The sequence below is a fragment of the Bacillus sp. EU55 genome, assembly GCF_038005925.1.
Taxonomy (GTDB): Bacteria; Bacillota; Bacilli; order Bacillales; family Bacillaceae; genus Bacillus; species Bacillus velezensis.
The window spans coordinates 3,024,628-3,050,100 of the sequence record NZ_JBBOUE010000001.1 but is presented as its reverse complement, the minus strand read 5'-3'; the positions used below and the strand labels follow the sequence as shown (position 1 = coordinate 3,050,100).

At 44.9% G+C, this 25,473-nt stretch carries 24 protein-coding genes and 2 pseudogenes; 21 read left to right on the top strand and 5 right to left on the bottom strand.

The window, feature by feature from the left end:
* Positions 1-58 precede the first annotated feature (58 nt).
* Entirely contained in the window at positions 59-442 is a 384-nt protein-coding gene (locus NYE50_RS15470; RefSeq protein WP_100261944.1) for an FxsA family protein, read from the top strand.
* Between the two features lie 32 nt (positions 443-474).
* Here NYE50_RS15470 and ytvI read toward each other — a convergent pair whose 3' ends face one another.
* Positions 475-1,590: a sporulation integral membrane protein YtvI gene (gene ytvI / locus NYE50_RS15465; RefSeq protein ID WP_012118167.1), complete on the bottom strand. Its 1,116-nt coding sequence runs from the start codon at positions 1,588-1,590 to the stop codon at positions 475-477.
* 97 nt (positions 1,591-1,687) lie between these two features.
* Between ytvI and NYE50_RS15460 the strand changes: the two genes are divergently transcribed.
* The 4 genes and pseudogenes from NYE50_RS15460 to NYE50_RS15445 form a co-directional block, all read left to right on the top strand.
* On the top strand, positions 1,688-2,152 hold the full coding sequence (locus NYE50_RS15460; RefSeq protein WP_003152447.1) for a DUF441 domain-containing protein: 465 nt from the start codon (positions 1,688-1,690) through the stop codon (positions 2,150-2,152).
* 126 nt (positions 2,153-2,278) lie between these two features.
* Positions 2,279-2,411: pseudogene (locus NYE50_RS15455) on the top strand (peptidoglycan-binding domain-containing protein); the annotation flags it as partial.
* 162 nt (positions 2,412-2,573) lie between these two features.
* Positions 2,574-2,984 carry a YjdF family protein gene (locus tag NYE50_RS15450; RefSeq protein ID WP_017418345.1) on the top strand — a complete coding sequence of 137 codons (411 nt, stop codon included), beginning with the start codon at positions 2,574-2,576 and terminating at the stop codon, positions 2,982-2,984.
* 190 nt (positions 2,985-3,174) lie between these two features.
* Positions 3,175-3,288 (top strand): annotated as a pseudogene (locus tag NYE50_RS15445) (peptidoglycan-binding domain-containing protein); the annotation flags it as partial.
* Positions 3,289-3,341: 53 nt separating this feature from the next.
* On the opposite strand, the gene NYE50_RS15440 reads toward NYE50_RS15445, so the two are convergent.
* Both NYE50_RS15440 and NYE50_RS15435 read right to left on the bottom strand, forming a co-directional pair.
* The gene (locus tag NYE50_RS15440; RefSeq protein WP_129091455.1) at positions 3,342-3,731 is read right to left on the bottom strand and encodes an Imm50 family immunity protein; all 390 of its coding nucleotides are present in this window, start codon (positions 3,729-3,731) and stop codon (positions 3,342-3,344) included.
* A 14-nt stretch (positions 3,732-3,745) separates the two neighbouring features.
* The gene (locus tag NYE50_RS15435) at positions 3,746-5,326 is read right to left on the bottom strand and encodes a T7SS effector LXG polymorphic toxin (protein ID WP_129091456.1); all 1,581 of its coding nucleotides are present in this window, start codon (positions 5,324-5,326) and stop codon (positions 3,746-3,748) included.
* A gap of 300 nt (positions 5,327-5,626) precedes the next feature.
* Between NYE50_RS15435 and NYE50_RS15430 the strand changes: the two genes are divergently transcribed.
* From NYE50_RS15430 to coaE, 11 genes are all read left to right on the top strand, one after another.
* Complete coding sequence (locus NYE50_RS15430; RefSeq protein ID WP_159354459.1) at positions 5,627-6,739, top strand: response regulator aspartate phosphatase; 1,113 nt, start codon at positions 5,627-5,629, stop codon at positions 6,737-6,739.
* Entirely contained in the window at positions 6,740-6,889 is a 150-nt protein-coding gene (locus NYE50_RS15425; protein WP_162988637.1) for a PhrK family phosphatase-inhibitory pheromone, read from the top strand.
* A 446-nt stretch (positions 6,890-7,335) separates the two neighbouring features.
* On the top strand, positions 7,336-8,454 hold the full coding sequence (gene citZ, locus NYE50_RS15420; protein ID WP_017418343.1) for a citrate synthase: 1,119 nt from the start codon (positions 7,336-7,338) through the stop codon (positions 8,452-8,454).
* Between the two features lie 160 nt (positions 8,455-8,614).
* Positions 8,615-9,886, top strand: coding sequence for an NADP-dependent isocitrate dehydrogenase (gene icd, locus NYE50_RS15415; protein ID WP_007408075.1), 1,272 nt, complete (start codon positions 8,615-8,617; stop codon positions 9,884-9,886).
* A gap of 45 nt (positions 9,887-9,931) precedes the next feature.
* Complete coding sequence (gene mdh, locus NYE50_RS15410; RefSeq protein ID WP_003152455.1) at positions 9,932-10,870, top strand: malate dehydrogenase; 939 nt, start codon at positions 9,932-9,934, stop codon at positions 10,868-10,870.
* A gap of 215 nt (positions 10,871-11,085) precedes the next feature.
* Positions 11,086-11,805 carry a response regulator transcription factor gene (locus NYE50_RS15405; protein WP_003152457.1) on the top strand — a complete coding sequence of 240 codons (720 nt, stop codon included), beginning with the start codon at positions 11,086-11,088 and terminating at the stop codon, positions 11,803-11,805.
* Positions 11,798-13,537: a two-component system histidine kinase PnpS gene (gene pnpS, locus NYE50_RS15400; RefSeq protein ID WP_159354458.1), complete on the top strand. Its 1,740-nt coding sequence runs from the start codon at positions 11,798-11,800 to the stop codon at positions 13,535-13,537. Before NYE50_RS15405 ends, pnpS begins: the two co-directional genes overlap by 8 nt.
* Before the next feature lie 246 nt (positions 13,538-13,783).
* A complete protein-coding gene (gene polA / locus NYE50_RS15395; RefSeq protein WP_159354457.1) occupies positions 13,784-16,423 on the top strand; it encodes a DNA polymerase I in 2,640 nt (879 codons plus the stop codon).
* Between the two features lie 24 nt (positions 16,424-16,447).
* Complete coding sequence (mutM, locus tag NYE50_RS15390; RefSeq protein WP_139783898.1) at positions 16,448-17,278, top strand: DNA-formamidopyrimidine glycosylase; 831 nt, start codon at positions 16,448-16,450, stop codon at positions 17,276-17,278.
* Between the two features lie 138 nt (positions 17,279-17,416).
* Positions 17,417-18,049, top strand: a complete 633-nt coding sequence (ytaF, locus tag NYE50_RS15385; RefSeq protein ID WP_159354456.1) for a sporulation membrane protein YtaF — start codon at positions 17,417-17,419, stop codon at positions 18,047-18,049.
* Positions 18,050-18,064: 15 nt separating this feature from the next.
* Entirely contained in the window at positions 18,065-18,658 is a 594-nt protein-coding gene (gene coaE / locus NYE50_RS15380) for a dephospho-CoA kinase (RefSeq protein ID WP_021494430.1), read from the top strand.
* Positions 18,659-18,696: 38 nt separating this feature from the next.
* On the opposite strand, the gene NYE50_RS15375 is transcribed toward coaE, so the two are convergent.
* Together NYE50_RS15375 and NYE50_RS15370 are read right to left on the bottom strand one after the other, a co-directional pair.
* Positions 18,697-19,539: an aldo/keto reductase gene (locus NYE50_RS15375; protein ID WP_007408081.1), complete on the bottom strand. Its 843-nt coding sequence runs from the start codon at positions 19,537-19,539 to the stop codon at positions 18,697-18,699.
* 83 nt (positions 19,540-19,622) lie between these two features.
* Complete coding sequence (locus tag NYE50_RS15370; protein WP_063094578.1) at positions 19,623-20,822, bottom strand: MFS transporter; 1,200 nt, start codon at positions 20,820-20,822, stop codon at positions 19,623-19,625.
* Between the two features lie 183 nt (positions 20,823-21,005).
* Between NYE50_RS15370 and NYE50_RS15365 the strand changes: the two genes are divergently transcribed.
* The 5 genes from NYE50_RS15365 (at position 21,006) to NYE50_RS15345 (ending at position 25,470) form a co-directional block, all read left to right on the top strand.
* Entirely contained in the window at positions 21,006-21,392 is a 387-nt protein-coding gene (locus tag NYE50_RS15365; protein WP_003152469.1) for a winged helix-turn-helix transcriptional regulator, read from the top strand.
* Between the two features lie 208 nt (positions 21,393-21,600).
* Positions 21,601-22,623: a glyceraldehyde-3-phosphate dehydrogenase gene (locus NYE50_RS15360; RefSeq protein ID WP_014418609.1), complete on the top strand. Its 1,023-nt coding sequence runs from the start codon at positions 21,601-21,603 to the stop codon at positions 22,621-22,623.
* A gap of 238 nt (positions 22,624-22,861) precedes the next feature.
* Entirely contained in the window at positions 22,862-23,242 is a 381-nt protein-coding gene (gene speD / locus NYE50_RS15355; protein ID WP_003152471.1) for an adenosylmethionine decarboxylase, read from the top strand.
* A gap of 248 nt (positions 23,243-23,490) precedes the next feature.
* On the top strand, positions 23,491-23,949 hold the full coding sequence (gene nrdR / locus NYE50_RS15350; RefSeq protein ID WP_003152473.1) for a transcriptional regulator NrdR: 459 nt from the start codon (positions 23,491-23,493) through the stop codon (positions 23,947-23,949).
* A 111-nt stretch (positions 23,950-24,060) separates the two neighbouring features.
* A complete protein-coding gene (locus tag NYE50_RS15345) occupies positions 24,061-25,470 on the top strand; it encodes a replication initiation and membrane attachment family protein (protein ID WP_014418608.1) in 1,410 nt (469 codons plus the stop codon).
* The last annotated feature ends 3 nt before the right edge of the window (positions 25,471-25,473 follow it).

Sequence of the window (25,473 nt, the reverse complement as noted above, 5' to 3'; positions counted from 1 at the left end):
ATTTTTCTATTCCCATGCGGGCGGTGACGCGCTTTTAGAAGGGCAGGAGGGCAGAAAAATGAGAGTGTTATTCTTACTGTTTATCGTGTGTCCGGCAATTGAAATCGGTTTGTTTCTGCTGGCGGGAAAATGGCTCGGTATTTTTCCGACCTTCCTTCTCATCATTTTGACAGGCGTGTTAGGCGCCTTGGTGGCAAAAAGACAGGGAACCGATGTGTATCATCGGGTGATGCGCGACCTGCAGCACGGCAAAATGCCGGGGGAAGCGCTTTTTGACGGAATATGCGTCTTTTTCGGAGGCCTGCTTTTGATGCTTCCGGGTTTTCTGTCCGATATTGCAGGGGCCTGTCTTCTGATTCCGTTCACTCGGAACCGCATGAAGCCGCTTTTGTTCAAATGGCTGAGAGGAATGTCAAAAAACAAGCGGATCATTATCAAATAAAAACGGCAGCCTTCTTACAGGGCTGCTGTTTTTTATTTGGACTGAACAGTAATATAGGCCCATATTTCTTTTAGAGCGCCCGTTGTGATAAAGGCCTGAATGAAAACGAGCAGCGCGGGCCCCGCAGCCAGTCCTAAAATTCCGAACAGTTTAAAACCGGCAAACAGGGCGATTAAGGTCGCAAGCGGATCAAGTCCGATTGACTTGCTTAAAATTTTCGGCTCCGTCAGCTGGCGCTGAATGAGAACCACAATATATAAAACACCGAGACCGATCGCTTGAGGAAGCTGACCGGCAATGGCTAAATACATAATCCAGGGAACAAAGACCGACCCGGCGCCGAGATACGGGAGCAGGTCCACCAGGCCGATAAAAAAGGCGATGGTTGCCGCATGCTCAATCCCTAAAAGAAAAAGTCCGATAAAGACAATGATCATCGTGAAAAGGATGAGCACGGCCTGCGCCTTAATGAAACCTGCCATCGCTTTTTTCAGCTCTCCCGATACGGCCTTGGCGTTTGCTGAAACCCGTTCCGGAAGAATAGAATAAAGCAGCGCCTTCAGCTTATGCCAGTCCTTTGTCATAAAAAAAGTCGCCAGCATTGCAAAAATGAAGACAGCAGCTGTATTGGGAAGGAAGGCGATCCATTTCGGCACCAGCTCCAAAAGATGTGAAAGCATCAGCCCCGCATTTTTAGCGGCTGTATCACCGAGGGTCTGAATATGCGTCACAATGGATGCCTGCTGATTGGTTTCCAGTCCGTTAAATAAGACGGTCAGCTCGTGGTACAATGGCTGAATGCGGGAAGTGAACAGCTCTTCGCAATACGTCATAAAGGCGCTGATATGGGGAGGGAGCGTTTTGGCCAGATAGGCGGTTCCCGAAATGATTTCCGCAACGAGAAATGTCGCCGCGCCAAGAAGAATAAGCAAAAAGAAGACCAGTACAATGACTGTATTGACTGACCTGGGCATCCCCGTCAGTTTGTCCAGCCAGTCAACTACGGGAATGATCGCTGATGACAGAATAAGGGCGATCAGAAACGGATAAGTTAACGGAAATGAGGCGTAACCGGCCGCTAAAGCGCCGCCGGCCGCAGCGAGTACAAACAGCGCGCGGAAAAAAACAGTTGCATAGTGCGGATTCACATCGATCCTCCTCTCGGTCGGCACGTCCTATTACATTAGTTTATTCGTCAAAAAAAAGGATATGAATACAGATATGATGAAAGAGGGTGCTTTCAGGATGTTTACACAGGCGAATTTATTTTTACTATTATTGCTGGCCATCGCATTGGTAGCCAAAAATCAGTCATTGCTTTTTGCCGTCGGCTTTCTCATTGTGATAAAAGCTGTCGGTCTTGATCAGAAACTGTTTCCGGTTATTCAGTCAAAAGGCATCAACTGGGGGGTCACCGTCATTACAATCGCCGTTTTAGTGCCGATTGCCACAGGTGATATCGGTTTTAAACAGCTTGGAGAAGCGATGAAATCATATTATGCGTGGATCGCTCTCGGTGCCGGGATCGCGGTTGCCTTAATCGCCAAAAATGGTCTCACCTTATTGGAAAACGACCCTCATATTACAACGGCGCTGGTCATCGGCACGATACTTGCCGTCGCGCTTTTCGGAGGCGTCGCCGTCGGCCCGTTAATCGGCGCCGGAATCGCCTACTTGGCCATGCAAATCGTAAAAATATTCACTTCGTAAAGTAAAAAAGCGGCGTAAAGCTGCTTTTTTTTGTGGAGAAAATTAGAGTTTGCACTTGCGCATTTTGCAGTTCAGACAAATGCCATTTGCATTATTCCGATGAATGGAGTGGCTTACCATGTAACAAAGAACTTCGGGATTGACGGCGCACATGGAGTGAAAACAGCGATTGCAGTAATTCCAATTGATGAATGGATTAAAAGCTGATGGAATTTATGGGCCTGATACCAAAACAAAACTTGAAGTGTTGTTAAAATAAGCGGAGACCCTTTCCTCCAATTTGAAAGTTTGTTAAATTTATAATGAGAATGAAAAAACACAATTCGGTTGGTAGTCCGGATGCATGATTTAAAATGTCAGTAACCTTCCCCTCCTCGGGATGTCCATCATTCTTCAGTAAATTTAGGAGGAGGGAATCGTTATGAAATTAACGGTTTACTACGATGGTCAGTTTTGGGTAGGAGTCATTGAAGTTGTGAATGATGGGAAATTAAGAGCAATTCGTCATTTGTTTGGACAAGAGCCAAAGGATTCAGAAATAATGCATTTTGTTAATAATCAACTTTTACCGACTCTCTCCCACACTGAACAAGAAGGGGTTTGTGTTAAAGCAAAATCTAAGAAATTAAACCCAAAAAGATTGCAACGACAAGCTTCTAAAGAGATGAAAAATATCGGGATATCAACTAAGGCACAAAAAGCGATAAAACAGGAGCTTGAAGCAAGAAAAGAAAAGAAAAAACAACTGAATAGAAAACAAAGAGAAAAAATAAAGGAACAAAAATATTTAATCAGAAAACAAAAAGCAAAAGAAAAGCATAGGGGCAAATAGTCGGAGAACCCGATAAAGCCCTCCGATTAAAAAGTTGAGCGGCATCAGTTAGTTTCTTCGGACTGATTTAGAGAAAAAGAAGTATAAGTCAGAGCCCTTCTCGAGATGAGGAGGGTTTTTCTGCAATTTATTTAAATTCACTTACATCAGTAAATGAGTCAGTTTCAATTGATGAACGGTTTGAGATATTTACGGCCCGAAATCAGCAAATGCAGTCAAACGATTCCAGTCCATGTACGGCGTGACTGCTGACGGCATTCATGGGCCAAAGACAAAGATGAAACTAAGAACTCTTTTGGAATAATAAAAAGCCCCATCTCTCATTGAGAGGGGGCTTTTTTTGTATATATAGCATAATTATATAGCTCCGTTAATATAACCATTTATTGATTGAATAAATCCTGCATCAGCTTTAATTTTTGCCGTAATCTCCCCAGTCACATTAACCTCTAATAATCCCTCTTCATCATTATTTATCTCGATGTTTCCTCTGTATGTATCTGATGTTGTTTTCATTTCTAAAGAATGAATATCAAAAAAGTCAATTTGAAGAGCAATTGAGTTGTATCCTAAATTAGCCCATTTCTTAGGAGGGTTTTCTGCATAAAATGGCATGTCAAAATGTAATGTTACTTTTCTGCCTTCCTCCTTTATGTAAATTCCTTCGATGCGTACATTTTCTAAATTTGGCACCTCATTATATAAACTATTTAAAAAACGACTCTCTTCAATCTTTGTGTACCACATAAAATCACCTCAAATTATTTGTTAAAAGGATAATGTTCTTTTGTGCCAGGAACTTTTCCTGTTCGAGTGTTATCAATCGGCCTAACATTAAAGTGTGGACCCTGACCACCTTTTTCATGGCCAGCACTATGATCTTGTATGATAATCTTTTCCCCTTTATTATTAGTGAAAGTGTACTCCCTCGTCCATATGATCTTACCATTTTTATCTTTAATTACACGGCTACCTTCGTGGGGAGCAGTGCGCATTTCTACTCGATTAATTGACTCTGGATGCTGAGCACGTGGTATACCGGCGTCTCTTTTAGCTTCTTTCAAAGCCCCTTTTCTGCTAACAATAATAGTTGTGTTTTTAACTGAAGTTGAAGTTTTAAGGCCTGTTTTACCGGAAAAACCCTTTGCCCCGAAAGGCATAAAAACAGCAAGCGCTGCATTAATACTGTTATGCTGCTGTTCTTTGGAAATCTTATTCCCAAACATATCACGGCCTGTTATCCCTTCACTTAAACCATTTGCTGAGACTAAGCCATAAAGCCCTTTTTGAGAACTTTCCAATGCATGAAAGGTTTTGGGAGTTTTATATATTTCGAGCGCTTTATCAGCCTTGTATATCGCTTTTCCAGTTGAATAGACTGCTTTTCCGCCTTTAAAGATGCGGCCGGCCCACCCGACAATTGGAATGTAACCAGCGGCTGCCATTCCCCCGGCTGCGACTCGCTGACCAGCAGTGAGTTTTTCACCTGTGACTGGGTCAACTCCATCAGCCGCTCTTTTATAATCATAATACCCAGTAACTTCTCCTGTAAAATTACAAACAACATCCCATGTTTTTTCGTACCAAGGCCTGTTCGCGAGCTCTTCCTGTTCCTTCGCAATTCTTCTTTCTTCTGACTGCTGTTTTTTGAACGAAAGATATTCCGATGATTGTTTATGTAATCCTGCTTGCATCTGATGGATTTCACTTTCCCGGTACGCCTTGGCATTATAGTTGAGCGGGGTGGCGTTTTTGCCTTTCCCTGTCGCATCTTGTAATGCCTGAAAATCTGCCATAATGAACGCCTCATTAGCTTCTGACAGCCCATATTCATTTGAAAGGTTGTTATCCAGCTCACCAATTTTATGTATTGTATCTCTTTTTGTTGTATCAGAATCATCTAATTTTTGATCCGCGTTATCTGTTGAAAAGAGATCGAGCGGCAGTATATCTGCGATTTCATCAAGGATACCTTTCATTTCATTGCGCTGCTCTTGCATAATCGCTTTTGATTTATCAAGTGCGTTTGTCAATTCATGTTCAAGGAAAGATTCTTCCACATAAGAGTCTGAAAGGCCGGCATCTTCAATCATAGCTTCTATGCTTGTGAGAAACGCAATTTTCATATCAATTAATTCAAGCCATTCATCTGTGACGCCTGCATGATCTTGAAATAAAGCTTTGATGTTGTCGGCGCCTTTGCCCGAAAAATCGCTGTCGCCCAGGTCTGCCATGCCTTGGAACGCATTTTTCAGGTTCGTCATTTGGCTGCGCAATTCTTTGTATTCAGTTGCGCGTTGTTTGGCGGCAGAAAGCAGGGTGGTTGCTTCAAAGATTTTCATGATCATATCCTTTCGCGATAAAATGTTATTCAAAATTTTACCATGATGAAAACAAGAGTAAATACATAACAAAACGTCTAAATGCAAAACAGTTCTTTTGGGTTGGTTTATTTTTACTATTAGACTTCGATTAGAACTTTAAAAAATAGGTTGAATTACCCTTTCCTCTGATTGCGTAAAAACGAAATAAGAATTGCGGTATGTCGAAAATGATTCCTATATATTACATATTATGCTAAACGTATGCTAGAATATTGTTTGAGAAAATTTAGAATATTTGTAGAAAGAGGGGTTTATCGTATGAGTAAACTGGCTTCTGAAAGAGTTGCAAATATATTAAATGATTGGTATATCGCGATAAAACAACAAGACGCTGAGTCTGCTGAGAAATATTTTGAAGAGATCAAACCGCTTTTAGATGAAATGGAAGAAGATCAAGAGGTTTTAATGTACTATTCTTTGTTGGAAGAGCGTCATAGAATGCTTTTGTATCAGGTGAGAGGTAAAGAGCTGCCGTCCCATTCATATTTTAATGAAAACCACGCTGATGAAATAAAAAAAACAGATCATATGATTGAATATTATTTCTTTCTATTTGAAGCGTTATATGAGTCGCACAAAAGGAATTTTGAGAAAGCAATTACTTTGTTCAAAATAGCAGAGAAAAAATTGAAAGATATACCCGATTGTATAGAGCGGGCTGAATTTTATTCGAAAGTGGCGTCTATGTATATGATGCTGCGGCAGAGTCTAATTTCTTTGAATTATATCAATGACTCTGTACAAATTTATAGAGAGAACGAAGGCTATAAACGAAAGCTTGCCACGTCTCTTATGATTGTCGGGCAAAACTACACTGATTTAGGGATTTACGAAAAAGCAGAGGAAAGTTATTTAGAAGCAATCAGAATTTCGAGAGTTCTTTACGATTCACTTTTCACCGCTTTAATACACCATAATTTAAGTATTACATATTCTGCAGCAAACCGTTCCCAAGACTGTATAAATGCCTTGAAAAAAGCCATCAGAAATAAAGAGTGGAGGGACTCGGTTTATTATATAAATTCCCTGTATATGTTTCTGAAAGAGCTTTATAAAATAGGGGATGTAAATAAAATGCCATATTATTATAAAAAGACAAAGGAATATTTTGAACGAAAAGAGAATAAGGTGTATGAGGCTAAAATAAATATTATTTACGGACTTCTGCAGCAGGATCAGAGGAAAAGCATTGAAACTTGTCGAGGTGGTATTTCTTACTTATATGAAGTAAATGACCTTGATAGCGTCTTTGATCTTTCTTTGGTTATTTCAGAACACTGTGAGAAGCATGGACTCTATAAAGAGGCGCTTGAATTTTCTAGACATGCTATTTTAGCCGAGAAGAAAATGAGGCACCTGGAGGGATTGTAATTGAAAAAAATTATTCTTTGTGCAGCTCTCACCTTCGTTGCGTTAAGTGGTTTAGCTGCAGTCAAGATTAATCAAGAATCATCAGATGTTAAAATAACAGAGCGCCCGGTGGGTACTCTAAAATTAGCAGAGCGGCCAGTAGGCACATAAAAAAAGCCCCGGACAGGGCTTTTTTTTGCGCTCTTTCTGGCGTTCATTTGTGAATAACCCGGGTAGTGGTGCGTTGTCCTTTTATACTCCTCCAAAACTCCCCCAAATGAAAACATGAGAATACATGGTTTTACAAAGCGCCTGAAAGCAAACGATTAAATTTATCAACGAAAAGCCTTGATATATAAGGCTTTTAAAACATTTTTAGTTAAAAGTCTACAAATTAATCAGATTATTGTTTATAATAAGAATAGGCTTAAACTTAAATAAGCTTATAAGAATTTGTTATGTTCCTCTATAAGCATACTGGTTATGTAATCGCAATCATTGAAATGTAAGCATTTTCTTAAAGGGGAAAGGGATTGTTTGCATGACTCATTTTAAGTAAGCCGTATGTTTTATATACTCTTTAAAGGGGAATTTTGATTGAAAAGGAGAGGTTGAATATGACAGCAACACGCGGTCTTGAAGGGGTTGTAGCAACAACATCATCTGTAAGCTCTATTATCGACGATACCCTTACATATGTAGGGTACGATATTGACGACTTGACAGAGAATGCAAGTTTTGAAGAAATCATTTATTTGCTGTGGCATCTGCGCCTGCCGAATAAAACGGAACTTGCTGAACTGAAAAAACAGCTTGCGAAAGAAGCTGCCGTTCCACAAGAAATCATTGAGCACTTCAAATCCTATCCCCTCAATAACGTACATCCAATGGCTGCGCTCCGGACGGCGATTTCATTACTCGGTCTGACTGACAGTGAAGCCGATGTCATGAATCCGGAAGCGAACTACAGAAAAGCCATCCGTCTGCAGGCGAAAGTGCCGGGCATTGTCGCTGCTTTCTCAAGAATCCGCAAAGGACTTGATCCTGTTGAACCGAAGGAAGAGTATGGAATCGCGGAGAACTTCCTTTACACCTTAAACGGTGAAGAGCCTTCTCCGATCGAAGTGGAAGCGTTTAACAAAGCGCTCATTCTTCATGCGGATCACGAGCTGAATGCATCAACATTTACGGCGAGAGTATGTGTCGCCACCTTATCTGATATTTACTCAGGCATCACTGCCGCCATCGGCGCTTTAAAAGGACCGCTTCACGGCGGAGCCAATGAAGCCGTCATGAAAATGCTGACAGAAATCGGCGAAGTGGAAAACGCCGAGCCTTATATCCGCAGCAAAATGGAGAAAAAGGAAAAAGTAATGGGCTTCGGACACCGTGTGTATAAGCATGGAGACCCGCGCGCCAAACACTTAAAAGAAATGAGCAAACGCCTGACGAATCTGACGGGTGAAAGCAAATGGTACGAGATGTCAATCCGTGTCGAAGAAATCGTAACGTCGGAGAAAAAACTCCCGCCTAACGTTGATTTCTATTCCGCATCTGTATACCACAGTCTCGGCATTGATCACGATCTGTTCACGCCGATCTTTGCGATCAGCAGAATGTCAGGATGGATCGCCCATATTCTTGAACAGTACGATAACAACCGCCTCATCCGCCCGCGCGCTGATTACACGGGTCCGGATAAGCAGACTTTTGTTCCGATTGATGAAAGAGCCTGATCAAACGGGAGGCTGGTGATTTTCATGTCGTTAGCCTCTTGTTAATCAAGCCCGGATTGGTTTACAATTTTGATAGAATCTTGAGAAAAGTCATTTTATTTTCTATACAAGAAAAATAAAATGTTTTCTAAATATGAATTACATACTGGGAGGTAATATTGTGTCACAAGGTGAAAAAATTACAGTCTCTAATGGAGTATTAAACGTACCAAATAATCCGATTATCCCGTTTATTGAAGGCGACGGCACAGGCCCTGATATTTGGAACGCCGCTTCTAAAGTATTGGAAGCCGCTGTTGAAAAAGCATATAAAGGCGAGAAAAAAATCACGTGGAAAGAAGTTTATGCCGGTGAAAAGGCTTATAATAAAACAGGTGAGTGGCTTCCTGCCGAAACGCTGGAAGACATCAGAGAGTACTTCATCGCCATCAAAGGTCCTCTGACGACACCGGTCGGCGGCGGTATCCGTTCTCTGAACGTGGCGCTGAGACAGGAGCTTGATTTGTTTACGTGCCTGCGCCCTGTCAGATATTTCACGGGAGTGCCTTCTCCGGTCAAACGTCCTGAAGATACGGATATGGTCATTTTCCGCGAGAATACGGAAGATATTTATGCCGGAATTGAGTATGCGAAAGGTTCTGAAGAGGTTGAAAAGCTGATCAGCTTCCTGCAAAATGAAATGGGTGTTAACAAAATCCGTTTCCCTGAAACGTCAGGAATCGGCATCAAACCTGTTTCTGAAGAAGGCACAAGCCGCTTAGTCAGAGCTGCCATTGAGTATGCGATCGAAAACGGCCGTAAGTCTGTCACGCTTGTCCACAAAGGAAACATCATGAAGTTCACTGAAGGGGCATTTAAAAACTGGGGCTACGAGCTTGCCGAAAGAGAATACGGAGATAAAGTATTCACTTGGGCTGAATATGACCGCATTGTCGAAAAAGACGGAAAAGAAGCGGCTGATAAAGCGCAGAGCGACGCGGAAGCGGCAGGGAAAATCATCGTCAAAGACAGCATCGCTGATATTTTCCTTCAGCAGATCTTAACCCGTCCGAGCGAATTCGACGTCGTGGCGACAATGAACTTAAACGGAGACTATATCTCTGATGCGCTTGCCGCTCAGGTAGGCGGAATCGGAATCGCGCCGGGAGCGAACATCAACTATGAAACAGGGCATGCGATTTTCGAAGCGACTCACGGAACGGCTCCTAAATATGCCGGCCTTGACAAAGTCAACCCGTCATCCGTCATCCTTTCAGGAGTGCTTCTTCTTGAACACCTGAACTGGAATGAGGCTGCTGACTTGATCATTAAATCTATGGAAAAAACGATTGCTTCAAAAGTAGTAACGTACGATTTTGCTAGATTAATGGACGGTGCAACTGAAGTGAAATGTTCAGAGTTTGGTGAAGAGCTAATCAAAAACATGGACTGAACCTAAAGCAGACTTCTAATGAAGCCAAAAAAGGAGAAGAGAATCATGGGAAAAACACGCAGTAAAGTTTCTGTTATCGGAGCAGGATTTACGGGAGCGACAACAGCCTTTCTTACAGCTCAAAAAGAGCTTGCAGACGTTGTGCTCGTTGATATTCCGCAATTAGAAAACCCGACAAAAGGAAAAGCGCTAGACATGCTTGAAGCAAGTCCGGTTCAAGGATTTGACGCGAAAATCACAGGCACGTCCAACTACGAGGACACAGCCGGTTCTGATATCGTCGTCATCACAGCCGGAATTGCGAGAAAACCAGGCATGAGCCGTGATGATCTCGTATCTACAAACGAAAAAATCATGAGAAGCGTCACACGTGAGATCGTGAAATATTCTCCTGACTGCATTATCGTTGTATTGACAAACCCTGTTGATGCGATGACATATGCGGTGTACAAAGAATCAGGCTTCCCGAAAGAACGCGTCATCGGACAATCCGGAGTGCTTGACACTGCGCGATTCAGAACATTCGTCGCTGAAGAATTAAACCTGTCTGTAAAAGATGTGACCGGTTTTGTTCTTGGCGGACACGGTGACGACATGGTTCCACTCGTCCGTTATTCCTATGCGGGCGGCATTCCGCTTGAAACGCTTATCCCGAAAGACCGTCTTGATGCGATTGTAGAACGCACAAGAAAAGGCGGCGGGGAAATCGTCAACCTTCTCGGCAACGGAAGCGCCTACTACGCGCCTGCTGCATCACTGACTGAAATGGTAGAAGCCATTTTGAAAGATCAGCGCCGCGTGCTTCCGACTATCGCTTACTTAGAAGGCGAATACGGTCATGAAGGCATTTACTTAGGCGTACCGACGATTATCGGAGGAAACGGCCTAGAGCAAATCATCGAGCTTGAACTGACAGACTATGAAAAAGCGCAGCTGAGTAAATCAGTTGAATCTGTCAAAAACGTGATGAAAGTATTGTCATAAGAAAAAAGGGAAGGCTTCCGAATCAGAAGCCTTCCTCTTTTTACAATTAATGAAAGCGTTTTCTTTTTCCCTGAGCGATCCTTTCTCTGAAAATGATCAAAAAGGCGAATTGTCTGAACGGGCAGTATTGGATAAAATGAAATCATAAAGTGATATGCAGCACATAAAATAGAGAAAATTGGATGTCGGGGAAAATAGACAGCGGAGGGCGCAGCATGAACAAAAAAATTTTAGTTGTAGATGATGAACAATCTATCGTTACTCTTTTACAGTATAATCTGGAACGGTCCGGCTATGATGTCATTACCGCATCAGACGGTGAAGAGGCTCTGGAGCTGGCAGAGAATGAAAATCCGGATTTAATCGTACTGGATGTCATGCTGCCGAAAGTGGACGGAATCGACGTCTGTAAACAGCTCAGACAGCAGAAAATGATGGTTCCGATCTTGATGCTGACAGCAAAAGATGAAGAGTTTGATAAAGTGCTGGGACTGGAGCTCGGAGCGGATGATTACATGACAAAGCCGTTCAGTCCGCGGGAAGTCACTGCGCGGGTGAAAGCCATTTTAAGAAGGGCTGACATTTCTTCGCTGTCACAAGGCAGAGAAGAGGAAAAGGACGGGCAGATCCTCATCGGCGAGCTGAAAATTCTTCCGGAGCATTACGAAGCGTACTTCAAGTCAGAACAGCTGGAACTGACGCCTAAAGAATTTGAACTGCTTCTGTATTTGGGAAAACATAAGGGAAGAGTGCTGACGAGAGATCTTCTGCTGAGCGCGGTCTGGAACTATGATTTTGCCGGGGATACCCGGATTGTTGACGTTCATATCAGCCATCTGCGCGACAAAATCGAATCAAATACCAAAAAACCCATCTATATTAAAACAATCAGAGGTTTGGGGTATAAACTGGAGGAGCCAAAAATGAATGAATAAAGTCCGTGTGCGTCTGTTCGCTTTACTCGTTGTATGTATTATATTGGTTTTCAGTGTTCTCGGCCTTTTTTTACAGCAGCTTATTTCTTCATCCGCTGAAGAAAGAACGGCGGATCAGCTGAAAAAGGAATCGGTATACATAGCGGGCCTTCTTGACACCGGCCGAATCGGCAATAAAAGCAATGAAACGGTAATCCGTGATGCCGGCCGCACCCTCGGTATAAACGTCGCCGTGCTCAACGAGAAGGGTGACGCCGTATATCATTCCGGCAGCCATGCTGATGATTCAGCCGTAAAGGAGTTCATTTCTCACAATAAAAGTGAGGAAGCCGTACAGTCGAAAAGCAAAGTCATCCGCGGCACTGCCGTAAAAAATGACGCCGGGAAAATTGCGGGGTATGTACTTGTTTCCTCTGAGATCAACGGCGGTTCAAGCGTTACCGGAGAAATGTGGGGCATGCTGGCAGCAAGTCTTTGTACCGCTTTTATCATTATCGTTTTCTTTTATACAAACATGACGTCCCGTTACAAAAAATCCATCGACGCCGCGACAAAGGTGGCGACGGAGCTGTCCAAAGGGAATTATGACGCCCGCTCCTACAGCGGTTACGCAAGGCGGTCGGACCGTCTCGGGCGTGCGATGAACAGCCTGGCGGTCGATTTAATGGAAATGACGAGAACGCAGGATATGCAGCGCGATCGTCTGTTAACCGTCATTGAAAATATCGGATCCGGTTTGATTTTAATAGACGGGCGAGGTTTTATCAATCTCGTGAACCGGTCATACACGAAGCAGTTTCATACAAAGCCTGAACGTCTGCTTCGGCGCCTTTACCATGATGCGTTTGAACATGAGGAGATCATTCGGCTTGTCGAAGACATTTTTATGACGGAGACGAAAAAATGCCAGCTGCTCAGACTTCCCATCAATATTGAGCGGCGCTACTTTGAAGTTGACGGCGTTCCGATCATGGGCCCTGACGATGAATGGAAGGGCATCGTCCTCGTCTTTCACGATATGACGGAAATTAAAAAATTGGAGCAGATGAGAAAGGACTTCGTCGCCAATGTCTCCCATGAACTGAAAACACCGATCACCTCGATTAAAGGATTTACGGAAACACTGTTAGACGGAGCGATGAAAGATGAAAAGGCGCTTTCAGACTTTCTGTCTATCATTCTGAAAGAAAGTGAGCGGCTCCAATCTCTCGTGCAGGATTTACTGGATTTATCCAAGATGGAGCAGCAAAACTTTACGATGCGCGTAGAGTCCTTTGACGCCGCAAAAATTCTGCATGAAATTGAGGCGCTTTTGCGGCATAAGGCTGCGGAAAAAGGCATCAGCTTTCAGCTCGATCTCCCGGAAGAGCCGATTTTTGTGGCGGGTGATGCGCACAGGCTGAAGCAGGTATTTTTGAATCTGGCGAACAATGCCCTGACCTACACGCCTGAAAAAGGGACGGTGGGGATTTCGGTACATGTGAAAGAAACCGTTGTCGATATCAAAGTGTCCGATACGGGAATCGGCATTCAGAAGGAAGAGATCCCGCGGATATTTGAGAGATTCTACCGCGTGGATAAAGACAGAAGCCGCAACTCGGGAGGAACCGGGCTCGGCCTCGCCATCGTGAAGCACTTAATAGAAGCCCATGAAGGTAAAATCGAGGTCACAAGCGAGCCGGGACAGGGGACTGTATTTACCGTGACGCTGAAGCGGCAGCCGGAAGCGTGATCAGCTTTACAAAGGATTAACAATTTCTTCATGACCTGTTAAACCTATCTTGTTAGGATGTAACAGAACCCCTTCATCCAAGGAGCCAATTTTAACGGCGGGAACGTATTTTCTTGTTCCCGTCCTTTTTTGCGTTTTCACGGGGTTCGCTCATTTTCCTTTCAAATTGAACTTTGTTAAAATAAGAGAAGCTGTGAGATTAAAAAATAGAGGAATGACGAGCTTTTGCTCTTAGGAGGATATTGAATGACGGAACGAAAAAAATTAGTGCTTGTCGACGGAAACAGTCTGGCGTACCGGGCGTTTTTTGCATTGCCGCTTTTAAGCAATGAAAAAGGCATCCATACAAATGCCGTATACGGGTTTGCGATGATTTTAATGAAGATGCTGGAAGATGAAAAGCCGACCCACATGCTGGTGGCTTTTGATGCGGGAAAAACCACTTTCCGCCACAGCACGTTTAAAGAATATAAAGGCGGAAGACAAAAAACGCCGCCGGAGCTTTCAGAACAGATGCCGTTCATCCGCGAGCTCCTTGATGCCTATAACATCAGCCGCTACGAGCTTCCTGAATATGAAGCGGACGATATTATCGGCACCCTTGCCGTATCTGCTGAAAAAGAAGGCTTCGAAGTAAAGGTAGTTTCGGGGGACAAGGACTTAACCCAGCTTGCAACCGGGAAAACGACCGTTGCCATTACTAGAAAAGGCATTACCGACGTGGAGGATTACACGCCGGAGCACGTGCAAGAAAAGTACGGTCTGACCCCTTTGCAAATCATTGATATGAAGGGGTTAATGGGGGATTCATCCGATAATATACCGGGCGTCCCCGGCGTCGGAGAAAAAACCGCGATTAAGCTCTTAAAGCAGTTCCATTCGGTTGAGAAACTGCTTGATTCCATTGATGAAGTCAGCGGAAAAAAATTAAAAGAAAAGCTTGAAGAATACAAGGAACAAGCCCTGATGAGCAAAGAGCTGGCGACGATTATGACAAATGCGCCGATTGAAGTCAAGCCCGAAGATTTAGATTACCAAGGGTTTGACCGTGAACAAGTTGTTGCCATTTTTAAAGACCTGGGTTTTAATACGCTTCTTGAGCGGCTCGGTGAAGAAAGCGGGGAAACGGCGGAAGAAAATTTTGAAGACATCAATGTCGAAACGGCAGAAGAAATCACCGAAGATATGCTCGTTTCGCCGTCCGCTTTGGTCGTCGAACAAATCGGTGATAACTATCACGAAGAACCGATCCTCGGCTTTTCCATCGTGAATGAAACAGGTCTTTATTATATTCCGAAAGAAATCGCCATTCAGTCTGAAGCTTTTAAATCTTGGGCTGAAGATGAATCGATGAAAAAGTGGGTGTTCGACAGCAAACGTTCCGTCGTCGCTTTGCGCTGGCAGGGAATTGAGCTGAAGGGAACGGAATTTGACGCGCTTCTTGCTGCCTACATTATAAACCCGGGCAACTCGTACGACGATGTCGCGAGCGTAGCGAAAGAATACGGGCTGAATATCGTTTCAAAAGATGAAGCGGTATACGGAAAAGGCGCAAAGCGCGCCGTTCCGGCTGAAAAAGAGCTTGCCGGTCATCTCGCGCGGAAAGCGTCTGCCGTTAACAGCCTCCGTGACAAACTGCTTGACGCTTTGGAAGAAAATAATCAGCTTGAATTATATGAAGATCTCGAACTCCCGCTTGCGCTTATTCTCGGAGAAATGGAATCAATGGGCGTCAAAGTGGATGTTGAAAGACTGAAACGAATGGGCGAAGAGCTTAAGGCGAAGCTGAAGGAATATGAAGAAAAAATCCATGACATCGCCGGTGAGCCGTTTAACATCAATTCACCAAAACAGCTCGGCGTCATTCTGTTTGAAAAGCTCGGCCTGCCGCCAGTAAAGAAAACAAAAACAGGCTATTCCACTTCAGCCGATGTCCTGGAAAAGCTCGCAGACAAACATGATATCGTCGCTTACATTCTGCAATACAGACAAATCGGCAAGCTTCAATCGACTTATATAGAAGGGCTGCTGAAAGTCACGCGCAAGGATTCTCATAAGGTGCATACACGGTTCAATCAGGCGTTGACTCAAACCGGACGCCTCAGCTCAACGGATCCGAACCTGCAAAATATTCCGATCCGGCTGGAGGAAGGGCGGAAAATCCGTCAGGCTTTCGTACCGTCCGAACCGGACTGGCTTATTTTCGCCGCCGATTATTCACAAATTGAATTAAGGGTGCTTGCGCATATTTCAAAAGATGAAAATCTGATCGAAGCGTTTACGAATGACATGGACATTCACACAAAAACCGCCATGGACGTGTTTCATGTCAGTGAAGATGAAGTGACACAAGCGATGCGCCGCCAGGCAAAGGCCGTCAATTTCGGCATCGTTTACGGCATCAGTGATTACGGGCTGTCGCAAAACCTCGGCATCACCCGGAAAGAAGCGGGCGCTTTTATTGACCGCTATTTGGAGAGCTTCCCGGGCGTCAAGGCGTATATGGAAGAGTCGGTGCAGGAAGCGAAGCAAAAAGGATATGTCACGACACTTATGCAGCGCCGCCGCTATATTCCTGAGCTGACCAGCCGCAACTTCAACCTGCGGAGCTTTGCGGAACGGACGGCCATGAATACGCCGATTCAGGGAAGCGCCGCCGATATTATTAAAAAAGCCATGATTGACATGGCAGCTGAGCTGAAAGAAAAAAACCTGAAGGCGCGACTGCTGCTTCAGGTGCACGATGAATTGATTTTTGAAGCGCCTAAGGAAGAAATTGAAATATTAGAGAAGCTGGTTCCTGAAGTGATGGAGCATGCTTTGGCATTAGACGTGCCGCTGAAGGCGGATTATGCTTCAGGGCCGTCTTGGTACGATGCAAAATAAACAGAGAAAAAGGAAGTGATGATTGTGCCGGAATTACCAGAAGTTGAAACGGTCCGGCGCACTCTGACCGGTCTTGTGAAGGGGAAAACGATTGAATCGGCGGATATCAGATGGCCGAATATCATCAAAAAACCCGCCGAGCCGGAGGAATTCGCGCGGCAGATTGCAGGAGAAACGATCCGATCCATCGGAAGAAGGGGAAAGTTTTTGCTTTTCCATCTGGATCATTATGTCATGGTGTCCCACCTGCGGATGGAGGGGAAATACGGTCTTCATCAGGCCGATGAGCCTGACGATAAACATGTGCACGTCGTGTTTTACATGACGGACGGAACACAGCTCCGCTACCGGGATGTCCGGAAATTCGGCACGATGCATTTGTTTGCGCCGGGAGAGGAACAGAATGCATTACCGCTTTCACAGCTCGGGCCCGAACCCGATGATGAAGCATTTACCGCTGCTTATTTAAAAGAGCGGCTTGCAAAAACGAACCGCGCGGTGAAAACAGCCCTGCTCGACCAAAAAGCGGTCGTCGGCCTCGGCAATATTTATGTCGATGAAGCTTTATTCCGGGCGCGTATTCATCCTGAGACAAAAGCGAGCAGTCTGTCAGACGGGCAGATAAAAACGCTTCATACAGAAATTAAAGACACCCTTCAGGAAGCGATTGACGCGGGCGGGAGCACCGTCCGGTCTTATATCAATTCTCAAGGGGAAATCGGAATGTTTCAGCTCAAACATTACGTATACGGCAAAAAGGACGAACCGTGCAAAACGTGCGGCACGATGATTTCTAAAATCGTGGTCGGCGGAAGGGGTACGCATTTTTGCGCCCGCTGCCAAAAAAAATCATAAACTGAAGCTGTTCAAGCAGGCGGCAGCAGAATGACTTTTTTCTAACACAGTTGATGACCTTTCTCCATATATATATATTGTGATTCACCCAATAGGCATATGTCACAATTGCCGATCAAGAGAAAGGGAGAAACGGATATGGAGATTGTTTCTTTGCTGCTTTTGGCTTTTGCTGTCAGCTTGGACAGTTTTTCAGTCGGGTTTACGTATGGTTTGAGAAAAATGAAAATCCCGTTCAAAGCGATTGCCGTGATCGCTTGCTGTTCAGCCTCTGTGATGTTTATATCCATGATGATCGGCCATTTTCTGACAAAGATTTTTCCCGTATCCGTCACGGAAAAACTGGGCGGACTGATCTTAATCGGAATCGGGGCATGGGTCATCTGGCAATTTTTCAAACCGGCTAAAGAGCCGGATTACTTATTGCATGAAAAAACGTTACTTAATCTTGAAGTGAAATCGCTCGGCATCGTGATTCACATTTTAAAAAAACCGACGAGCGCCGATATTGATCAATCCGGAACCATTAACGGAGTCGAGGCGCTTCTGCTCGGTATCGCCTTATCCATTGACGCGTTTGGCGCCGGGCTGGGAGCGGCCATTCTCGGCTTTTCTCCGGTTATGATGAGCGTGACTGTCGGGCTGATGAGCTCGCTGTTTGTTTCACTCGGCATAAACGCGGGGCATTTGCTCTCAAGATGGAATTGGATAGATAAAATGACATTTTTGCCGGGAGTCCTGCTGATTATCATCGGGATTTGGAAAATGTAAGAAGGAGTGGGCTTTTTGAGCTTGGTCATCGGTTTAACGGGAGGCATCGCAAGCGGCAAAAGCACGGTAGCGCGTATGCTGATCGACAAAAAAATAACAGTCATTGATGCGGATGTCATCGCAAAACAGGCGGTGGACAAAGGAATGCCGGCTTACGGACAAATTGTGGAGGCATTCGGAAAAGACATCCTGCTGGAAAATGGCGGTATTGACAGAAAAAAACTCGGTTCTATCGTTTTTACTGACGAACAGAAGCGTCTGAAGCTGAATCAGATCGTTCATCCGGCGGTGCGTGCGGAAATGCTGAAACAGCGGGATGAAGCCGTTGCGCGAAAAGAGCGGTTCGTCGTTTTGGATATACCGCTTTTGTATGAAAGCGGGCTTGATTATCTTGTCGGCAAGGTGCTCGTCGTCACCGTACCGGCAGACATTCAGCTCAAACGGCTGATGGAGCGGAATTCCCTTACAGAAGAAGAAGCGATGAGCCGGATAACGTCGCAAATGCCTTTAGCGGACAAAACAAAAAAAGCTGACGCCGTCATTGATAACAGCGGCAGTCTTGAACATACAAAGCACCAGCTTGAGGAAGTATTGAGCGGCTGGGCATAAACAAACACCGTTCGGAAAGCCGAACGGTGTTTTTCTGGTTAAAAATCAAAATTGTCAGGGTCAGGACCGACACGGAGGTTTTCGTTCAGATCATCAATCCGCTTCATATCGTCAGCTGACAGTTCGAAATCAAAGACATTTGCATTTTCTTCAATACGGTGTTTTTTCGTTGATTTCGGAATGGTGATGACACCGTTTTGCAAATCCCAGCGCAAAATCACTTGAGCGGCTGATTTGCCGTACTTCTCAGCGATTTCCTGTAAGACGGTGTGATCAAGCAGCTGACCTTGCATCAATGGCGACCACGCTTCAAGCTGAATGCCTTGTTCAGTGCAGAAAGCAAGCAGTTCTTTCTGTGTCAGACGAGGATGGTACTCCACCTGGTTGATCATCGGCTTGATTTCCGTCTCTTTCATGAGATGTTTCAGGTGGTGAATTTGGAAATTGCTGACCCCGATCGCCTTAATGCGTCCATCCCGGTAGAGGGTTTCGAGCGCCCGCCACGCATCGATGTACTTTCCTTCGACAGGCCAATGGATCAAATATAAATCCAAATAATCTAAACCGAGTTTTTCTAAGCTTGTGTCAAACGCTTTTAACGTTTCTTCATATCCTAAATCGGCATTCCATACTTTTGACGTGACAAAAATGTCTTCGCGTTTTAATCCCGCTTCTTGCAGCCCTTGGCGGATGCCTTCGCCGACACCTTCTTCATTTCCGTAAATCGCGGCGGTATCAACGCTGCGATAGCCGTGCACCAATGCCGTTTTCACCGCGTTGACGAGTTCCGCGCCTTCCTCTACTTTGAAAACTCCGATGCCGAACCAAGGCATCTCTACTCCGTTATGCAATGTTGCTTTTGCTTGTAAATGTGTTGTCATGTATATATTCCTCCTATTAGTTGTCTGTTGAAACAATCAAATTAGTTGTCTGTTGAAACAATCAAAATGCGCTGAAGAAAAACTCACCTCCTTTCAAGGGCAGTGCGATCCCGCTTTTCAAGCTTCCTGCTCCATCCGGTTAATACGACCGCGCTGAGCACCATCAGCGCCCCGATCCAAGCGGTATGAATGATTCCGATTGAGTCTGTAATGATTCCGCCGGCAAATGAGCCGATCGCGATTCCGGCATTAAATGCCGCGATATTTAAGGCTGATGCTGTATCAACGGCGCTTGGCGCAAAACGTTCACTCAGCATCACAACATATACCTGAAGCCCCGGCACATTCATAAACGCCAACAGCCCCATGAAAATAATGGTGATCAGCCCGGCTGTTTTAAACGGCGCGGTAAAAGTCAGAACAAACAGCACAGCAGCCTGGACAATGAACATATAAAACAAGGCTTTCAGCGGATTTCGGTTTGATAAACGGCCGCCAATCATGTTTCCGATGGCAATCGCAATTCCGTAAACGAGCAGGATGGCCGCGACGGTTTCTTTCTGAAAACCGGTTACCTCCTGAAGAAGCGGAGATAAATACGTAAACACGACAAACGTTCCCCCGTAGCCTAACGCGGTAATGATAAATAAAAGCAATAACCGGCCGTTTGTGACGAGTTTGACCTGCTCGGAAAATGCGGTTTTCGTCCCTTTTCGCAAATGCGACGGAACGAGGAGCGCGTTTGTGAGGAATGCGATGATTCCTACCGCCACAATGACGGCAAATGCGATTCTCCATCCGAATTGCTGGCCGAGATAGGTGCCGAACGGAACGCCGGTCACCGTAGCCACCGTCAGCCCCGTAAACATGATGGAAATCGCGCTTGCTCTTTTATGCTCCGGCACGATATTGGCGGCGATTGTTGCCCCGATTGACATGAAAATGCCGTGGGAAAAAGCCGAAATGACCCGTGCCGCCAGTAAGACGCTGATTGAGGAAGCGCTCGCTGCGAGTGTATTTCCGGCGATAAAAATTAGCATCACCCAGAGCAGCAGCGTTTTCCGCGACATGCCGGATGTGAGAGACGTTAAAACCGGCGCGCCGAATGTCACGCCCAGAGCATACATGGAAACGGTAAGCCCCGCCGTTGTCACAGGTATATGCAGATCTTGAGATATAAGCGGCAGCAGCCCGACGCTGATAAATTCGGTTGTGCCGATCGCAAAAGCGCTGACGGCTAATGCCAGCAGTGCTGGTAAATAGCTTTGGCGATGTGAAGACATCTGTTTTCCTCCTTGAACGATAATGTATGGTTGAAATGATGCCGGGTAAACGATATAAGTATAAGAGTACATTCCTTTTCAGCCGGCAAATGTCATTATGATCGATAGAAGTGTCATTGAAAAGAACGTACTTTTAAGTGCCATAGGTACTTTTTAGTTCCTATAGATGAGGAGGAATTACCGTTGCTGAAGAAAAAATACAATATATCCGTAGAGGCGGCGCTTGAAGTGATCGGCGGAAAATGGAAGTGTGTGATCCTCTGCCACCTCATGCGCGGGAAAAAACGGACAAGCGAATTGAAGCGGCTTATGCCCGACATCACCCAGAAGATGCTGACACAGCAATTGCGGGAGCTGGAAGCTGACGGCGTCATCAACCGGATCGTGTACAATCAGGTGCCACCGAAAGTGGAATACGAGCTGAGTGAATACGGGCACAGTCTGGAAAGAATTTTAAACGCGCTGTGCGACTGGGGCGCGATGCATATTGCTAAACGGTACGGCGAGGTGTCTTCCGTTTTAGAGGACAGCATTTTAAATGACAAATTTAAAGAACCGGGACAAATATAAGAAAAAAGCAGGCAGCCTGAGACGCTGATCCTGCTTTTTTTTATGGAAGAAAGATCATTTTATATGCAAAAAAACCGATTGAACAACATATTGATCGGTATAAGGGTGGATTTTTATCAAGTTGTACTGGCGGATTTCTTTTAATGTGTTATACTATATATAAATAAAGGTAAATTAGAGTGGCATATTAAAAAGGGGTGACCTGAGCATGAAGGTAAAAGTAGCAATCAACGGGTTTGGAAGAATCGGAAGAATGGTGTTCAGAAAAGCAATGGAAGATGATCAAATTCAAATAACAGCCATTAATGCAAGCTATCCCCCGGAAACGCTTGCTCATTTGATAAAGTATGACACAATTCACGGCAAATACGATCAAGAAGTTGAGACCTCCGACGACAGTCTGATCGTCAACGGAAAACATATTATGCTGTTCAATCGCCGGGATCCGAGAGAGCTTCCGTGGAAAGAATGCGGAATAGACATCGTCGTAGAGGCAACGGGGAAATTTAATTCAAAAGAAAAAGCGATGAGCCATATTGAAGCAGGGGCGAAAAAAGTTATTTTAACGGCTCCGGGCAAAAATGAAGACGTTACCATTGTCATGGGAGTAAATGAAGAGCAGTTCAATCCCGATGAACATGTCATTATTTCAAATGCATCCTGCACGACAAACTGTCTTGCGCCGGTCGTCAAAGTGCTTGATCAGGAATTCGGGATTGAAAGCGGCCTGATGACGACTGTTCACGCTTACACGAATGATCAAAAAAATATCGACAATCCGCATAAAGATCTGCGGAGGGCGAGAGCGTGCGGAGAATCCATCATCCCGACTTCTACTGGCGCCGCCAAAGCGCTGTCGCTCGTGCTGCCTCATTTGAAAGGAAAACTTCACGGTCTCGCTTTGCGTGTTCCCGTTCCGAATGTGTCTTTAGTGGACCTTGTCTGCGATCTGAAAACAGATGTGTCGGCCGAGCAAGTGAACGCCGCTTTCCAAAGAGCCGCAAAAACGTCGATGTACGGAATTCTTGATTATTCGGATGAGCCGCTCGTTTCTTCGGATTATAATACGAATTCACACTCTGCGATCATCGACGGACTGACAACGATAGTGATGGAAGACCGAAAAGTAAAGGTGCTCGCCTGGTATGACAATGAATGGGGATATTCCTGCCGGGTCGTTGATCTTATCCGTCACGTCGCCGCGCGAATGAAACACCCGTCAGCTGTGTAGACTAAAGATCATGGACATTTGTTAGAAAAACACCCTTAACGGCATATTCGCAAAAAACACACCTTGCAAAATAAACTTAAACACAGTATACTATCTTTCGTGAACTTCTTGCTCGTGACTGCTTCGGAATTACTTAAAGGGTTAGGACCTCTCCGGACTAACTTTCCCCCGTGGTAAATGGCCGGGTCAGTTCTCGGAAATTCACTTTTTTAATTCTTGTTAAGGGGGGTCCATGATTATGGAAACAATGGGGCGTCACGTCATCTCCGAGCTGTGGGGATGCGATTTTGATAAGCTCAATGACATGGATTTTATTGAAAAAACGTTTGTAAATGCTGCTTTGAAATCAGGAGCTGAGGTGCGCGAGGTCGCATTTCACAAATTTGCACCGCAAGGCGTAAGCGGAGTCGTTATTATCTCTGAGTCACATTTAACGATTCACAGTTTTCCTGAACACGGATATGCAAGCATTGATGTTTATACTTGTGGAGACCTGGATCCTAATGTGGCTGCGGATTACATTGCGGACGCATTACATGCAGATACAAGAGAAAACATTGAAATACCGAGAGGAATGGGGCCTGTACAGATTAAACAGGCACAAGCGAAAGTACTGTAATTTTCAAAACGCAAACACAAGGGAGCTAAGCTGAAAAAGCCATTACGCGCTTTGAAGCTGATGCTCCTTTTCTAATGTAAAAAAACAGCATTGCTTTTTCTTTAAGCATTTTTTTTGTAAAATAGAAAAGATAAGGCCGGTCTATCGGCTCTCCCAACAAATAGGCTCATCCTAGAAACGTTGGCGGGCATTTACCGGAAGCTTGCGAACCGCATTACAGCAACGAAACAGATGGGAGCTGATCCAATTTGAAATGTCCTTCATGCCAGCATAACGGTTCCCGCGTACTTGATTCACGGCCTGCGGACGAAGGGAAATCAATCCGCAGAAGGCGGGAATGCGAAGCCTGCCATTACCGCTTCACTACATTCGAGAAGTTTGAAGAGATGCCTCTGATCGTCGTGAAAAAAGAAGGCGTCCGGGAAGAATTCAGCCGTGAAAAAATGCTGCGCGGGTTAATTAAAGCTTGTGAAAAAAGGCCCGTTCCTTTAAAAACATTGGAAGACATGTGCTTTGACATTGAAAAAGAGCTGAGAAACCAAGGTGTATCTGAAGTCAAAAGCGAACTTGTCGGAGAAATGGTAATGGACCGTCTGGCGAAAATCGATGAGGTGTCTTATGTCCGCTTTGCCTCCGTCTACCGGCAGTTTAAGGATATAAACGTGTTTATCGATGAATTGAAAGATTTAATAAAGAAAGAACGCTGAGAGAGCTAAGAGATTGTGTCTGGCTCTTTTCTCATGAGCAAAATTGGCATTTGATAGATCGCAGAAACGGTGTAAAATGAGAGTAGAAACATATCGGAAGGTTTGAGAATCATGGCTGACTATTGGAATGACGTATTGCCTGTAGATCCTTATACGGTCAAAAGCCGTTCGCTTCTTCAGGATGTCGACAGACAGGTTTTGACACATCTGTACCAGCCGCTGATCGGTTCTTTTGCATTCTCCCTTTATATGACCTTATGGGGGGAGCTTGAGCAGAACCGCTTGTGGGGAGCGGAATCCACGCACAGGCAGCTGATGGGCATGATGCAGTCAAATTTAAAAAAGATTCATCATGAACAGGGAAAGCTTGAAGGAATCGGGCTGCTGAAAGTGTATATCCGGGAGTCCGAGCAAAAAGAGCGGATGTTTATTTATGAGCTGCTGCCCCCGCTCAGACCGAATGATTTTTTTGAAGACGGCATGCTGAATGTCTTTCTTTATAACAGAGTCGGTAAAACGAAATACCAGCAGCTGAGACAATTTTACACGCATCCTTCCGTCGGCGCGGACGCAAGGGAAATTACCCGTCCTTTTAATCACGCTTTTGCCTCTTTTCAGCCGAGTGAATGGAAAATGACGCCTGATATGGAAGAGGCGATGAAGCTACCCGAGGACTATGAGACGGCGTCTGTCGGACAAGCGCCTTCCTATACGGTGACGGAGGAAGTGTTTGATTTTGAGCTTTTCATGGCGGGACTGTCAGAAACGATGATACCGCGCAAATCAATCACGCAGGACGTGCGGGAGAGCATTAAAAAGCTTTCATATTTATACGGAATAGATCCTATCTCCATGCAGCACGTCGTCATGACCGCAATTAATGAACAGGATACGATAACGGCCGAAGCGCTGAGGAAAGCGGCCAGCGACTGGTATCAAATTGAAAGAAGCGGGAAGCTTCCGGAACTGATTGATAAAACACAGCCTGTCACCTTGAGAGAAAACCGGACGGAAAAGGACGATTCATTGAACGGCGAACTCATCGCACAGCTTGAGACCATATCACCGAGAAAGCTTCTTCAGGACATTGCGGACGGGACCGAGCCGTCAAAAGCCGACTTGCAGATCATCGCCGATATTATGTTCGAACAAAAGCTTGAGCCCGGCGTCACCAATGTGCTGATTTATTATGTCATGCTGAAAACGGATATGAAGCTGTCCAAAAACTATATCCAAAAAATCGCCGCCCACTGGGCCAGAAAGAAAGTCAAAACGGTACGGGAAGCAATGAAGCTCGCAATAGAAGAGCACAGGCAATATCTTGATTGGGCGGACGGCAAAACAAACGGCGCGGCGCGCGGCAAAAAAACCGTCCGGGAAGAAAAGCGCCCTGATTGGATGAAAGAAGAAGAAACCGGGAAGAAACAAGAACAGCCGGCTCTTTCCGCGCAGGATCTTGAAGAACAGAAGAAAAAAATGATGGAAGAAATGAAAAAACTGAAAAAATACTCTGCCTATTGAGAC

What these genes read in the sequence shown, in the direction of transcription:
- NYE50_RS15470 (WP_100261944.1), top strand. Translation starts at nt 59, where the DNA reads ATGAGAGTGTTATTCTTACTGTTTATCGTGTGTCCGGCAATTGAAATC.
- NYE50_RS15460 (WP_003152447.1), top strand. Translation starts at nt 1,688, where the DNA reads ATGTTTACACAGGCGAATTTATTTTTACTATTATTGCTGGCCATCGCA.
- NYE50_RS15450 (WP_017418345.1), top strand. Translation starts at nt 2,574, where the DNA reads ATGAAATTAACGGTTTACTACGATGGTCAGTTTTGGGTAGGAGTCATT.
- NYE50_RS15440 (WP_129091455.1), bottom strand. Translation starts at nt 3,731, where the DNA reads ATGTGGTACACAAAGATTGAAGAGAGTCGTTTTTTAAATAGTTTATAT.
- NYE50_RS15435 (WP_129091456.1), bottom strand. Translation starts at nt 5,326, where the DNA reads ATGAAAATCTTTGAAGCAACCACCCTGCTTTCTGCCGCCAAACAACGC.
- NYE50_RS15430 (WP_159354459.1), top strand. Translation starts at nt 5,627, where the DNA reads ATGAGTAAACTGGCTTCTGAAAGAGTTGCAAATATATTAAATGATTGG.
- citZ (WP_017418343.1), top strand. Translation starts at nt 7,336, where the DNA reads ATGACAGCAACACGCGGTCTTGAAGGGGTTGTAGCAACAACATCATCT.
- mdh (WP_003152455.1), top strand. Translation starts at nt 9,932, where the DNA reads ATGGGAAAAACACGCAGTAAAGTTTCTGTTATCGGAGCAGGATTTACG.
- NYE50_RS15405 (WP_003152457.1), top strand. Translation starts at nt 11,086, where the DNA reads ATGAACAAAAAAATTTTAGTTGTAGATGATGAACAATCTATCGTTACT.
- pnpS (WP_159354458.1), top strand. Translation starts at nt 11,798, where the DNA reads ATGAATAAAGTCCGTGTGCGTCTGTTCGCTTTACTCGTTGTATGTATT.
- polA (WP_159354457.1), top strand. Translation starts at nt 13,784, where the DNA reads ATGACGGAACGAAAAAAATTAGTGCTTGTCGACGGAAACAGTCTGGCG.
- ytaF (WP_159354456.1), top strand. Translation starts at nt 17,417, where the DNA reads ATGGAGATTGTTTCTTTGCTGCTTTTGGCTTTTGCTGTCAGCTTGGAC.
- NYE50_RS15375 (WP_007408081.1), bottom strand. Translation starts at nt 19,539, where the DNA reads ATGACAACACATTTACAAGCAAAAGCAACATTGCATAACGGAGTAGAG.
- NYE50_RS15370 (WP_063094578.1), bottom strand. Translation starts at nt 20,822, where the DNA reads ATGTCTTCACATCGCCAAAGCTATTTACCAGCACTGCTGGCATTAGCC.
- NYE50_RS15360 (WP_014418609.1), top strand. Translation starts at nt 21,601, where the DNA reads ATGAAGGTAAAAGTAGCAATCAACGGGTTTGGAAGAATCGGAAGAATG.
- speD (WP_003152471.1), top strand. Translation starts at nt 22,862, where the DNA reads ATGGAAACAATGGGGCGTCACGTCATCTCCGAGCTGTGGGGATGCGAT.
- NYE50_RS15345 (WP_014418608.1), top strand. Translation starts at nt 24,061, where the DNA reads ATGGCTGACTATTGGAATGACGTATTGCCTGTAGATCCTTATACGGTC.